Below are 12827 nucleotides of genomic sequence, written 5' to 3'. Positions count from 1 at the left end.
AACGCATCCTTGCACAACTCAAGTGGTCGCTCAGCGCAGGATGGCCTGCAGGAGGGGCTGTCTCTGGCTAGGTCTAGGCAATGGTCTCTGATTACGACGAATCAGCTCCGATTGAAAGCATGACGTCCACTGTACACCGTAGACGCCATCCTGCAGTTCAAAATACTGTCTTTCTGTCGAATTGGGTGAGTGGTTCGTTGCTTCTCTCTAGACGTAGGGGCACCAATTGCGAGATCAAGTCCCATTTGTTGCCTGGGAACTGGCCTAGCCCATGGCCTTCTGCAGCGCAAAGTAAGGACTAGCTGATGTCCGCGTACCTATTGGGTTGGAAAAGAATTTTAAATAGGTACCGCCCCAATGGATGTCGAGCGGTAGCCTTGGCACAAGTTATCCAACAGGTACCACCGAGTGTACGCATCTACTGAAGCCGTAAAACAGTGTGAAACCCTTCTGCACACTATGATGGAGGATCTCCACGCCAAGCGTATTTGGCCGAATGTGCAAAGCATCATCGCCGGAATGCTCAAACGCCGTATCGAACTAGCGGATGTTTACGATGAGGTTCATGCCGCACTGGCCTCCACCCCTAGGGCTCTCTATGTTTTTTGGGATGCCTTCGTTCATGCTGCTGATGGATGGAATCCTACGAAAAACCGAGCAGCTAGGCAGGCACGAGAGGAGTTGGTTGGGATCAACAGCCGAATCAGCGAGCTGGCCGACCAGATGGCAGCCTTGCTGGATCGGCGCGATGACCTTCATAACCGTTCAGGTTTCAGCTCGGGCACTCACTACCACATCCTGGACATCGTTCACGAAGCTTCGGAGCACAACTATCAGTACGAAAGTTACGTGAAGGATGATCTGGAGCGTCTCCAGTACCAGTTTGACCTGAAGTATTGGCCAGCCTTGAGTGACGTCGTTCAGGCAATTGGCACCGATGCCGAGCGAGCAGGGGTTACCGCCGACGATTCGGCCACTGCGGCTGCTACCGAGAGCCGCAAATCGGGGCTCTCCGACTTCGTGAAGGCATTCCTGGCCCGCGTTGACGACAACAAGGTGAGGAAATGTGGTGTTATACCGAACAGCTTTGCGCTCTCGGACAGCGCCTTGGCGTCACTCGTAAACTGCGGTTTGGCCCTAGAGTTCAATGAGCTAGTCGACACTGATTTCATCAAGCGATTTCGGCAACGTCAACGGCAGGCCATGAAGGCTTGAAGGGATATGGGCCAGTTTTGCACGTCATGAGTCATGTGATCATGTAGGGTGACAAACTGGCCCTGAAAGTGATTACTTAGAGTGATCCCAGAACTTGTGATTCATATCATTTTCGATTTCTCGAATTGCCTTGATCATCTCTTTAGCTTTTTCCTTAGGGATTTTCTTTCTGCTTGCTAAGAGCTGGATCTGCTGAACCTGCTCTTTTCTTTCCTCAAAGCGCTTTCGGTTTAATTTTAGGCCTTCGATCATAAGCCGGGCAGACACTTTCATCAGCTCGGGGTACTTCATGCAGAAGTCGATGGCTGGCCTCACCTGCTCAGTGACATCCTCCCATTCAGGGTGATTATCAACGAGGTCATCGAATCGCCCAGGGGTAAGTACGCTGTCGTTTGGGATTCCGATCCCAGTGATGCCCGTGTGCAAGAAGACTTTGCGTGCGAGCTCGGAGCAGTAGGCAGCCGTTTTCATTGGCTTTTTTGAGGGCAGAATTTTGTAGGGCTGTGCCAGGTAGTACGCGCAGGCCCGATAGACAGCGTCAGTGTGCTCTTGGGTGAGTTTTTTACACCGAATAACCCGCCAGTCCGGCTTCACCTTGGTCAGGACTTCAGAGACCAGTCGGTTAGTAACACCGTCTCCCGGCATCGCGTCCACGCAGACGAAATCCGCGTGGATCAGGGCAACGTGGCTGGAACGGGCATTATCGTTAAGAAGCTTTTGGCCCTTGGTGATCACCTTTGCACCAATGGTTTCGCCAGTGCATAGGATGATGTCGCCCGCTTGCAGCAAGCCATCTACTTTACCCAGTTCCTGCAAGAAAGGGTTGTCTTGACCCTTAACCAAGGCACGGTAGGTTTCAAGCTGCTCCGTAGGAATACCTTCATATCGGGCAGAAAAGTCGATCTGCGCATTGGTCTGAGCGCCAAGGCGAGCGAGTAGCTGTTGGCTTTTTTCCTCTGACGCCATCGTCGCAAAAATATCTGCGGCAGCAGCATGCCGGGCGTTTTGTCGTATTTGATCCAGATCCATCTTCAAGCGCTCTACGTGTTATCCATCGAGCACGCGGCGCGTACCCTTTAACAAAAGTGCCAATAAATGCTGGTGATTTCACCTTCAACCTTTGGTTGATTGCGCCCCACGCAATAATTGAGATAGGCGGAGTGCCGCGCTGTCTCACAATTCGGTAAGCGTCTGGCCAAGGCACCTTCCGAAACCGTTTAAGGCCCAGGTCGCTCAAGAATGCCTGCACCTGGCGCAACCGTGTCCAATGTCGCCTTCAGCGATGGCATCAACGCCAATGTCAACAGGTTGGGCGAGTAACCGGCTCAGACAGTATCGACCTGCATTTTCAGCGTTACCGCTGGGACAGGCGTTGGCCCCAAATTCTAAGACCGAGCAGGAACTGAGCGTAAGTATTTTGGCTGGTAGCCTAGTATGGGGAAGGCAGGTCAGCGTCTCTTACCCCTAGAGATGCCCACAGTTTCGGCTTGGGAGCTTGGGTGATAGCCTGTTGAGGTGCGTTAACTATCATCCGTGACACCGGAGCACCACATGATCAACCTCAATCGCCTTGTTACGTGGCTGTTTCCCGACCGCCGCCCTGAGTGGGAAAAGCAACGTGAGCGTGAGTTCATCGAAGCGGTGAACAACCTCAAGACGCTCAGGGTGACGCCGGAGGGTGGAATGGCCATCGATCCTCAGGAAATTCGTGAGCAGGTGCTGGAATCGCGGGAGCGGCTGAAGCACTTCGTCCGCAAGTCATGACCAAAAGCTCAGTCGGGGTCGGCCAGGTCAGGCACGCCTGTTGTGTTTTCCTCTGACTCCAGAGCGAGCTCCACCTGCTTGCGCACGAAGACGGAGACGGCGCCACTCAGGTGACTCATGAGTTGGGCCAGATCCTCGGAGGGTGCCACGTAGCCTTCGACTTTCCCGTGAACACCCGCAACCTTATTTCGTGTGGTGCCGATAGAGCTGCACATTTTGACGGCGCCTGCGAGTAATTGTCCTGAATAAGATTTGATGAGGTCTTTTTCATAAAATATTGTATTCAAAGCGCCAATTGAATCGGCCATCGAAAAGTCTTCGTGTCCCGTGTACCCAAGTTTTGTAAGGCACCTTTTGAATGTGGACTCGAGCAGTACGGCACCATGTCCAATTGAATTTTCTGGCTTTGTTCTGACCGTGTTATGGCACTGCGTCCATAGATCCAATAACGCGAGGTCATCAGTCAGCTCGGACTGGATGTCTTCGTCAGTTCTGGCTTTTTGTTCGCTTAGATACCTTGAGAGTTCGTCTGCGACTCTCTGAGTATCCTCAAGGTCACTCTGCATGTAGAACGCCAGATTGGCCGCTATGGAGTGAAGAATCTCCGGTGCACTTATGCGCTTGAGCCAATCCGTGGATAAATCTCCAAGAAAGTGCTTTTCGGGCTTTCTGTCGTGAACCTCTGGCACTTGATGCGCGTATAAAACTAAGCGCTTGCGGTTGAAGTGCAGCCTGCCTTCGATGTGCCCTACCGGCTCGTCTTCCTGATCAAAGAATTCTTCTAGGATAATTCTGTCACTTTGAGCAGCAAAGCCAAGCTCACCGGCCTGCTCGATCAGGATCTTCTCAAAAGCTTTCAGGCCGTCCCAAACGCGAGTTCGTTCGATGCGTAGCCGTTCGCTGGCCAGAGCCAGATCTTTCAACGCTTTATTCATGCTTTTTCCCTGACCAAAACCGCGCAGCCCTAAAGCGGGGCGTCCTGCCTGAATATTAGGAGGGTTCGGCTGTAAAGTACCACCTGAGGATCAGTTATCAGCATGCCACATGCGCCCAACCGTGCTACTCGGCAGCCCCAGTTTCTTGCAGACCTCGGCCTGACTGAGGCCGGCTTCCTTCAACTCTCGTATCGCCCTGATCTTCTCAGCCGCAGCTGCCTGACGTGGTGGAGGGAGCTTCTGCGGCTCGGCGGGCAGCTTCTCATCCAGGAGACCCTGGATCTGCAACTCGGCGAGGGTCTCGATCAAGGCCGTGCGCGGCGTTTTACCTTCATTCGCTGCGGCGAGCAGCGTAAAGAACGACAGCGGCGTAACGCCCAAGGCATCTGCCAGATCGGAGGTGAGGTCGACGGTGGCCGAGGTCGTTGATGCCTCCAGGCGGCTGATGTGAGCCTGATCAGCCTGTTTTTGAAGGTCGGACTGCGATAGCCCCCTCCGAATTCTAAGCCACTGCAACGTTGCTGCGTATGCCTTCCGCAAGGACATCCAGGCAGCCCTCCCCTAAAAGGAGACGGTATGCCGGGTTTGATCGTTCCCATTCAAATGTATATAGTCATGGGAGTGGGAATTAGGCCTCTGGCCCAGGGTGCAGAGCGCCCGTGCGTGGGCATCTGTGGATATTTTTGGGCAGCCCTGAGGAGCCTCAATTCATGGGTAATTCTCCGGAGCGTGAAGAGCTCCCGGAAGGTGAGGTCTCGTCTGCCGGCACGTTGCTGCCGAGAGCAGAGATCGAGGCGATGGTCGCTGAGCGGTTTCCCAGGAAGGCCTACTGCCTGGTTGAGGACTGGATCCTCTTCCACGTGGACGAGCCACCTGAGTCGTTGGCCAGGGTGCGTTCTTTAGGCCTTGAGCCGATATTCATGTACGCCCACTGCGTCATCTATGACGAGCAGGGGCGATTTCCGCCAGGAGGGTGGGTGCGCTCGACGTTGTGCAAGACGTTCGATGGCGTATGCATGTTTGAAACGCGCAACACGGTCTACGTGCTCATGGGGCAAGGACGCGAGATCACTGCGACGCTGAAGGCAATTTTCGCTCTATGTTAATCGCAGGTTCCGCATGGCGGGCTTGCCCTGATGAGATTCACGATGTTCCGCATTAGCACGCAAGATCAAGCCGGGCCGGTAGGCATGTTTGGAGACGGTCTGGCTCATTTCCATGCCGTCACACGATCTCTGGCCACTCACTGGTATCACGTCAGCCTCAAGCGCCGGCACGAGGATCGGTTCGTTGCCTATGAGGAGATGCTCAACGATGAGATGCGCCTCGTCGAGCTGCTGGTAGCGCAAGACGAGAGCCTGGTGGTGCAGGAAGTCCAAGCCGTTACCCCGAGCTGGATGAACAAGGATGCCGGTTGGAAGATGGAGAAGCTCACGTCGCTTTCGATGGGACACAACCAGGCTGGTGTGGCCGTCTGTATTCTGGAAGTAGAGGGTGGTGCTGTGTACGTCGATACGCATGAGCCTGGTCTAGGTGCGGACTCCCTGAACGGCGTCAAAGAGCTGTATCGACGTGGTATGGCTCAGGCCAGTGCTGCAGCAGAGCCCCGGAGGGCGTAGGCATGACAGAGGACAACACGGTAGCGGTCGACTTCCACGTTAAGCGCTACAGCGATTTCGATCTGCTGCGGATCGCTCGGGCTGTGGGCCAGGGGTTTGAGGGCGAGATCACCGCGTTTCTGGTGAATGTCCACATTCATCGACTGAGTGCCGTTGGCGTGGTTTTTGGGCATGTGCGGCAAGGGCCTCATGGCCGATTCGCCGATGGGCACTTGATCAAAACCTCCGACATCGTGGCTATCAAGAAAGAAGGTAGGTTTTGGGTGATCACGACCATGAACTCCAAGTACGTCGTGGCTACCTTTCGCCGTGATGGTGGGCGCCGGAGCCTGAGGGATTTTTGTCGCCTAGTTGGAGACCGCTTCCCCAATACACAGCTGCACTGATTTAGATCGAACCTGAGCACATTGACTTGTGCTCAAGGCCTCCCCCTGCCTGTCATTCGGGAATTGAGCAAGGAGCTGTAAGTGTTTATAAAGTTTGAATACCTAAAATTTGCTGGCTGCCTAGAGGATATTCGAGTTTTCGAGCATCTCACGGGTTTCGTGCAGGTCATCATGAAAGTTGATGGGATATTAATTCCCAATGTCAAAGTTCCGATTCAGATCTATGAAGATCTGGAAAAAGGGTCTCATGTTGAGTTCTATGCTCTCGTGCAGAACTCAAAAAATAAGGTCAAAAATACCGCAATTGTTCTTGCAGCCAAGACTGCCAGCGGAAGGCTCCTGCGCGTGCCGAGCATGCGTTATAAAGTACAGTTGCACTTCTGGGTGATTGCTGCGATTTGGGCTGCTGTGGCATTTGTTTTGAGTTGGATTGCCCTGGTCTTCGGATCGGATTTTTTGATGGGCAGCCGCTCGATGTCGCTGCAATGGGCTTTTATCAACTCGGGCGCCTCAGTCATAGGGCTGCTGACAGGGGGATTCTTTGTGGGTTGCGGTATTTACCTATTTCACAAAACCTCAGTTCTTGATACGTGGAAGTCGATTGCACCCGCCCTATTAGCAGAGCGTTTCAGCAAGCTGCACCGCTGACCTCAGGGCGTGCCGCATTCGCGGACGGCTGTCGTGAACCAGGCCCCACATTCGTGTGGCCTTGCCCTGCGGGCTTCCATCCTCACGCCTTCAGCCATCCGTGGCCTGCGCGCTCCGCTTGCCGTTTGGTGTCAAACCCCTTGTTTATAGGGCTTGTAACGTAGTTTTTGGAATGTAACATTGGCGTTGTTACATACCAAGAAATGCGTTACAGCAATTGTCTTAGAGGTCGAGTCGCTTCCCCTCGTCAAAGATTTTTTGGGCAAACTTGACCTGAGATGGTTAAGACATTCTTCGGCAATTTCTGTAATCTGGCCCGATCATAGCTCCCCAAGGAACACGTCCCCATGTCTCGTCTCGCCGAATTCCGCCGCCTTGAACTCCAGCTTGCTCAGCAGCTCGCAGAATTGGAAGCGATGAAAAATGACGGTGCCATTCAGGCTGAAATGGAGTTTGAAAACAAACTTCGTGGCCTGCTTGGTGAGTATGGTTACAGCCTGCGGGAGGTGATCAACATTCTTGATCCTCAAGCTCGCGGTCGTGCTGCTGCTCCAGTTTCTCAGGAGAAAGCGACTCGTAAGCCACGTGAAGTAAAGACCTACAAGAACCCGCATAACGGCGAACTGATCCAGACCAAGGGCGGGAATCACGCCATCCTCAAGTCTTGGAAAGCCGAGCACGGCGCTGAAACCGTCGAGTCCTGGCGTCAGTAATGCTGGAGGAGGCATGGCGTCCATTCGACCTGCCATTGCCGCTAATTCCATCCAGCGTTAACCTGTAGCGGTATGTGTCCGGCACCAATCCCTGTGAAGGAAAAGAACTTGTCATCAGCAACCTAAACCCCGCTGAGGCGAGTCGGAGACCCCGAGCGTCACCCCTAAAACCGCCTGATTGGCGGTTTTTTTATGCACCAGAACCAGACCTTGGCATTGTCTGGACACGCAGAGTGCCTCACGTAATTTTCACAAAGGGCGGGTTAGGCTTCCCCACATCTCTACGATTCATCCGGCCCGCTCCCCATCGCGGGCTTTTTTTTGCCCTCCGATTATGGGTGAGTGGCAGATTCAGCACTCACTCACCCGCGATAAGGCTCACCGGCCTGGGTTAGCTGTTTCCGGTGGTCGTGGCCAGCACATCCTGGAGCGGTTCACCATTGCGCAGGCTCGCCAGGATGCCGGGTTCACTGAGGTCTGACTGCAGTGCTTTGTCGATAACCGTCGCGAGTTCTTCCGCCGGTAGGATTAGCACGCCGTTGTCATCGGCAAGGACAAAATCACCGGGATGCACCTCCACTCCAGCGCAACTCACGGGCACGTTCACCTGACTTGTCTGGCCGCCGATCAGCTTGGTCGTCAACTGAGTGGTGCCACGAGCGAACACCGGCAACTGGCAGGTACGCAGTTCGTTGATGTCGGTGACTACCCCGTCGACGATGATGCCGGCGGCACCCGCGCAGCGAGCCGCAAACTGCGTGACCGCCCCGACACAAGCGTGGGCATGGTCACCCGCCATGTCGATCACCAGGACATCGCCTGGCTGAAGGGCGATAAGGGCACGGTTGACGGCGATGGCATCGGGCTCGGCCAGGCGAAGTGTCACGGCGCGCCCAACAATGCGACCGCCCGGCACCATTGCGCGGACTTCATGGCTGACGAACCCGCGTTCGAGGAAGTGGCCCAGCGTGGCGAAGCTCACCTCCCGTAGTTTTGCGATCAGGTCGTCGTTCATTGCCCGCGCTCCATGTCGATCAGCTCGGCCACACAGTCGATTTCCAAGCTCACGCCCCACAGCTGCACGCAGACGGTTGTACGAGCGGGTGGTGCATGGCCAAGGATTTCCTTGTACACCTCGTTGAAGGGCACCAGTTGATCGGGGTCTGTCAGGTAGGCGTTCACCTTGACGATGTGGGAAAGGCTGGAGCCCGCCGCTTCGAGGATCGCGGCAAGGTTGGCGAAGGTCTGCCTGACCTGGTCTTTGAAATTGTCGGGCTGTTCTTCCAGGCTGCCCAGCGATGGGATTTGGCCGGCGGTGAACACCAGGTGGCCGCTGACCACGGCTTGGGAATACGGGCCTACTGGGCTGATGGTGCCAGGGGCGCTGTGGATGCGTTTCATTGAGAGCTCCTTGAAGCGAAGATGTGCCACCGGCTCGCCGGCAGCACGTGGTCAGAGATCAGAAGAGCGCCAGGGTGTAGCTGACGATGAGTCGGTTCTGCTCTTGGTTGGGGTCGATTTCGGAGTGCAGCAATCCATGGCGCCAAGCCAGGCCGAGACCTTTGAGGGCACCGTCCTGCACGACATAGTCCAGGCCCACATCCCGTTCCCACTCGGACGCGTCATTGCCGCTGGTGGTGCGGATGTCTTCACCCTTCAGGTACATCAGGGAGAATTTCAGGCCAGGTACGCCGGCAGCGGCGAAGTCATAGCTGTACTGGGCAAACGCGGTACGCTCGCCCGCTCGGTTGAAGCTCGCGAGCATCCGGTCGGTGTAGAGGTAGACACTGGCACCACCTGCGCCCTTGCCGCTGAGGGAGCCCTGGTTCGGTTGGACGAAGTTGCTTTCATCCGACACCTCCTGATAGCCGGCCATGAGCGCGTGGCCCTGGACGGAATAGGTCAGCGCTGCGCTCCAGGTGTGGTTATCGATCTTGCCGTCACCGTCCTCGGTGTAGCCGCCCACTCGGTATCCACTTGCGCGACCCGCAGCGGAGTCGTTGGCTCCATCGGAGAAGGTGCGGAAGTAGCGCAGGTCAGTGCGCAGCGATTGGCCTTCGGAGAGCGGGAGCGTGTGGGTGAGACCGACGAAGTGCTGGGTGTAATAGTCCTCGAGGTTGGCAACATAGTATTGCGCCGTGAGTTGTTTGCCGATCCGGTAGTCGCCACCCGCGAAGAGGAACTGGTCGCTCTCACGGGTGCCGCCGGCTACGGCCAATCCAGTACGGTCACTGGAGGCACGGCCCGTAGCACGGTTGAGGCGCCCGCCGGTAAGGGTCAGGCCATCTAGGTCGGTTGAGGTGATCTGGGCCCCCTCGAACGTTTGGGGCAGCAGGCGACCATCGTTGTAGGTCAGCACCGGCAGCTTGGGCATCAGCGTGCCGTATCGCAGTTCGGTGTTGGCGACTTTCAGCTTGGGTGTCAGGCCCAGGCGGCTCCACTGTTGGGCCGCGCCACTGCCGTCGTCGGGGATCATGCTGCTGCCCCGGTGGCGACCATCGCCGCTATCAAGCGTCACGCCCATCAATCCCAGGGCATCCACGCCGACCCCAATTGGCCCTTCGGTGTAGCCGGATTTGAAGTCGAGGACGAAGGCCTGGGCCCATTCTTCGGTTTTGCTCTGGCCGAGACTGCCGGCCTGATCGCGGAAGTCGTTGTTGAAGTAAAAATTGCGCAGGCCAAGGTTCGCATGGCTGTCGCCCACCAGATCGGCTTGAGCGAAAGGGGACAAGGCGAAAACGCCTGCACTCATCAGGTATTTTTTCATCTGGAAACTCTTCAAACGGAAGTAGGAAACACTCGCCTGATTGGCGAGAGAAACTCGGGGGTACAGCACGGAATTACTGCCGTGCTTGGTCGATATCCCGTTTGAAGGTCTCAGTGAGTAGCAGCAGCGCGATCAGAGAAACAACGGCTGAGCCGATCATGTACCAGGCAATCGATGAGCCTTTGCCAGTCCACGACAGCAATGCGGTGGTAACCAGAGGCGTTGCGGCGCTTCCGAGCAGGCCGGAAAGCATGTAGCTGATCGACAGGCCCGAATAACGAACTCGAGTGCCGAACAACTCCGCGAGGAATGTGGCAATGGGGCCGTAGTTGGCCGCGAATGCCGTCATCATCAGCATGTAACCGGCGAACGCCAGGCCGAGAACTTTGGAATCCATCAGCCAGAACATCGGGAAGGCCACGAGTGCCTCGGCGATGATCCCGCCGATGATGATCGGCTTGCGGCCAACCTTGTCGGACAGGGCGCCGAAGAATGGCAGCATGGCGATACAGGCAGCGCAGGAAACCAGAACAACCGTGAGCATTTCGCCACGTGTGAAGCCCAAGGTCTGGGTGCCGTAGGTTAGGCCGAAGGCCACGATGAGGTTGTAGGAGGTGCCAGTGGACATAGTTGCCACACCACCCAGGACTACCTGCTTCCAGTATTTGCGGAACACCTCGAACAGCGGCACTTTGACTTGGCTGCCTTTGTTCTCCACCGCTTTGAACGACGGTGTCTCATGGATGTTGAGGCGGATGTACAACCCCAATCCGATCAGCAGAACGCTGAGCAGGAACGGCACACGCCAGCCCCAATCCAGCAGCTGCTCGTTGGTCAGCGTGGTGGCGAACATCAGGAACACGAGGTTAGCCAGCATCGTCCCCGCCGGTACGCCGATCTGAACCCACGAGCCGTAGAGTCCGCGTTGATGCTTTGGCGCATGTTCCACCGCCATCAGCACGGCGCCGCCCCATTCTCCGCCCAGAGCCAGGCCCTGGATGATGCGCAGTGTAAGCAGCATGATCGGTGCCCAGATGCCGACCGACTCATAGCTCGGCAACAGGCCGATGGCGAAGGTGGCCGCACCCATGGTCAGCAAAGAGATGAGCAGCATCGACTTTCGGCCCAGGCGGTCACCGAAGTGACCGAAAAGCGCGGCGCCGATCATCCGGGCGCCATAGGCTGAAGCAAAGGTGCCGAAAGCGAGGAGGGTGCCTACCAGGGGATCAAAGCCTGGGAAGAAGATCTTATTGAATACCAGGGCCGAGGCCGTGGCGAAGAGGAACAGGTCATACCACTCAACGGTGGTGCCGATCACACTGGCGACCGCGACTTTTTTCATGTCGGCGGTGCGTTGTGGTTGCGCGCTGGCAACCTCGGTGTACGCAGGGCTGGTCATTGCCATTTTCTCCCGAAAGATGGGTTCTGGTTGTTATTGGCAGCTGAAGGCGGAGCGGCTATTTCTTGTTTTTGGGCAAAGCGTTCCCGTGGGCCCAGCTTTCTTGAATTGGCTGGGCGCCTGGGTGGATCTGGTTTAGTCAGCGTCTGTCGGCGCGGGTCAGCACGGCGTTGAGCAGTACGTCGCAGCCCATGGTCACGTCGTTGGGCAAGGCGTCTTCGGCTTCGTTATGGCTCAGGCCGCCGACGCAGGGGATGAACACCATGGTGGTTGGGCAGTGACGGGCCAGGTGAATGGCGTCATGGCCGGCGCCGCTGACGATTGGCTGGTACGGGTAGCCCAGGCCTTCGATGGCTTTGCGTACTGCATCGATGCAGGCCGGGTCGAAAGGCGTGGCCGGGCTCAGCCAGTGACGGTTGATCTGGACTTCCAAGCCACGCTTGGTGGCGATTTGGTCGATGAGTGCACGGGCGCTGGCTTCCATGTCAGCGATGGCGGCATCTTCGTGGTGGCGAAGATCGAGGGTAAACGCCACGTGGCCAGGGATGGTGTTGCGGGAAGAGCGAGCGATCTGCAATTGGCCAACGGTAACAAGGCCTTTGGGCGCAAAGTCGCGTGACAGTTGTTCCAGTGCGGTGATCATTTCCCCTACACCGAACAAGGAGTCGCGGCGCAGAGGCATTGGCGTGGTGCCTGCGTGAGCGGCCTGGCCACTGATCTCGATGTCCAGCCAGCAGATCGCTTGCCCACCCGTGACCAACCCTACGGGCAGGCCGGCGTCCTCCAGGATTGGGCCTTGCTCGATGTGTGCTTCGAAGTACGCGTCGAACTCACGGCCCAGAGGTAGCTCACCTGCGTAGCCGGTTTGCTCCAACGCTTCGGCAACGCTGACGCCTTCAGCATCGCGGCTGGACAGCGCTTGCTCGAGGGGCAGCTCGCCCGTGAACACCGCCGATCCGAGCATGGCAGGAGTGAAACGAGCGCCTTCTTCGTTCGTCCAGACCGCAATTTCCAATGGGCGCTCGAGCTGCAGGCCTTTGTCCTGAAGGCTACGTACCACTTCCAGGCCGGCAAGTACGCCGTAGATGCCATCGAAGCGACCGCCCTTCGGTTGGGTGTCCAAATGGCTGCCCATGACCACCGGGGGCAGGGCGTCATTGCGGCCTGGCAGGCGGGCGAATAGGTTGCCGATGGCATCAACATGGATGCTCATTCCGGCCTCGCGGCACCAGCTTGCGAACAGCTCGCGTCCGTCTCGGTCTTCTTTCGACAGTGCCAAGCGGCAGTTGCCGCCTTTGGCGGTTGGGCCAACCTTGGCCATGTCCATGAGGCTGTCCCACAGCCGTGTGCCATTGCATGTATGCATGATGTGAATCCTCAA

The 12827-nt window shown here is 56.7% G+C and carries 15 protein-coding genes; 7 read left to right on the top strand and 8 right to left on the bottom strand.

The features are described from left to right. Positions 1 to 408 precede the first annotated feature (408 nt). On the top strand, positions 409 to 1215 hold the full coding sequence (locus C3F42_RS11110) for a hypothetical protein (RefSeq protein ID WP_256586292.1): 807 nt from the start codon (positions 409 to 411) through the stop codon (positions 1213 to 1215). 72 nt (positions 1216 to 1287) lie between these two features. On the opposite strand, the gene C3F42_RS11105 is transcribed toward C3F42_RS11110, so the two are convergent. After that, complete coding sequence (locus tag C3F42_RS11105) at positions 1288 to 2244, bottom strand: hypothetical protein (RefSeq protein WP_104444440.1); 957 nt, start codon at positions 2242 to 2244, stop codon at positions 1288 to 1290. Positions 2245 to 2766: 522 nt separating this feature from the next. Between C3F42_RS11105 and C3F42_RS11100 the strand changes: the two genes are divergently transcribed. Continuing rightward, positions 2767 to 2979 (top strand): hypothetical protein, encoded by a 213-nt coding sequence (locus tag C3F42_RS11100; RefSeq protein ID WP_104444439.1) that lies wholly within the window; start codon positions 2767 to 2769, stop codon positions 2977 to 2979. An 8-nt stretch (positions 2980 to 2987) separates the two neighbouring features. On the opposite strand, the gene C3F42_RS11095 is transcribed toward C3F42_RS11100, so the two are convergent. Then, positions 2988 to 3914: a hypothetical protein gene (locus tag C3F42_RS11095; protein ID WP_104444438.1), complete on the bottom strand. Its 927-nt coding sequence runs from the start codon at positions 3912 to 3914 to the stop codon at positions 2988 to 2990. A 90-nt stretch (positions 3915 to 4004) separates the two neighbouring features. Continuing rightward, positions 4005 to 4460, bottom strand: a complete 456-nt coding sequence (locus C3F42_RS11090) for a helix-turn-helix transcriptional regulator (protein ID WP_104444437.1) — start codon at positions 4458 to 4460, stop codon at positions 4005 to 4007. A gap of 164 nt (positions 4461 to 4624) precedes the next feature. Between C3F42_RS11090 and C3F42_RS11085 the strand changes: the two genes are divergently transcribed. From C3F42_RS11085 to C3F42_RS11065, 5 genes are all read left to right on the top strand, one after another. Continuing rightward, complete coding sequence (locus C3F42_RS11085; RefSeq protein ID WP_023128603.1) at positions 4625 to 5020, top strand: hypothetical protein; 396 nt, start codon at positions 4625 to 4627, stop codon at positions 5018 to 5020. Between the two features lie 42 nt (positions 5021 to 5062). Further along, on the top strand, positions 5063 to 5533 hold the full coding sequence (locus C3F42_RS11080; RefSeq protein WP_104444436.1) for a hypothetical protein: 471 nt from the start codon (positions 5063 to 5065) through the stop codon (positions 5531 to 5533). A gap of 2 nt (positions 5534 to 5535) precedes the next feature. Beyond that, positions 5536 to 5919 (top strand): hypothetical protein, encoded by a 384-nt coding sequence (locus tag C3F42_RS11075; RefSeq protein ID WP_104444435.1) that lies wholly within the window; start codon positions 5536 to 5538, stop codon positions 5917 to 5919. A gap of 81 nt (positions 5920 to 6000) precedes the next feature. Further along, on the top strand, positions 6001 to 6567 hold the full coding sequence (locus C3F42_RS11070; RefSeq protein ID WP_104444434.1) for a hypothetical protein: 567 nt from the start codon (positions 6001 to 6003) through the stop codon (positions 6565 to 6567). A 347-nt stretch (positions 6568 to 6914) separates the two neighbouring features. Continuing rightward, a complete protein-coding gene (locus tag C3F42_RS11065; protein WP_104444433.1) occupies positions 6915 to 7280 on the top strand; it encodes a histone-like nucleoid-structuring protein, MvaT/MvaU family in 366 nt (121 codons plus the stop codon). Between the two features lie 391 nt (positions 7281 to 7671). Here C3F42_RS11065 and C3F42_RS11060 read toward each other — a convergent pair whose 3' ends face one another. The 5 genes from C3F42_RS11060 to C3F42_RS11040 all read right to left on the bottom strand — a co-directional run bounded on the left by C3F42_RS11060 (position 7672) and on the right by C3F42_RS11040 (position 12812). Next, complete coding sequence (locus C3F42_RS11060; RefSeq protein ID WP_059394602.1) at positions 7672 to 8295, bottom strand: RraA family protein; 624 nt, start codon at positions 8293 to 8295, stop codon at positions 7672 to 7674. Continuing rightward, the gene (locus C3F42_RS11055) at positions 8292 to 8681 is read right to left on the bottom strand and encodes a RidA family protein (protein WP_059394601.1); all 390 of its coding nucleotides are present in this window, start codon (positions 8679 to 8681) and stop codon (positions 8292 to 8294) included. Before C3F42_RS11055 ends, C3F42_RS11060 begins: the two co-directional genes overlap by 4 nt. A 58-nt stretch (positions 8682 to 8739) precedes the next feature. Continuing rightward, on the bottom strand, positions 8740 to 10047 hold the full coding sequence (locus C3F42_RS11050; RefSeq protein WP_104444432.1) for an OprD family porin: 1308 nt from the start codon (positions 10045 to 10047) through the stop codon (positions 8740 to 8742). 73 nt (positions 10048 to 10120) lie between these two features. Beyond that, entirely contained in the window at positions 10121 to 11446 is a 1326-nt protein-coding gene (locus C3F42_RS11045) for an MFS transporter (RefSeq protein ID WP_016712287.1), read from the bottom strand. 139 nt (positions 11447 to 11585) lie between these two features. Further along, on the bottom strand, positions 11586 to 12812 hold the full coding sequence (locus C3F42_RS11040; RefSeq protein ID WP_059394599.1) for a Zn-dependent hydrolase: 1227 nt from the start codon (positions 12810 to 12812) through the stop codon (positions 11586 to 11588). Between the last annotated feature and the right edge of the window lie 15 nt (positions 12813 to 12827).

This window comes from Pseudomonas sp. PONIH3, assembly GCF_002934345.1.
GTDB lineage: Bacteria > Pseudomonadota > Gammaproteobacteria > Pseudomonadales > Pseudomonadaceae > Aquipseudomonas > Aquipseudomonas soli.
The sequence above is the reverse complement of the archived record's forward strand: the minus strand, read 5'-3'. Positions and strand labels throughout refer to the sequence as shown.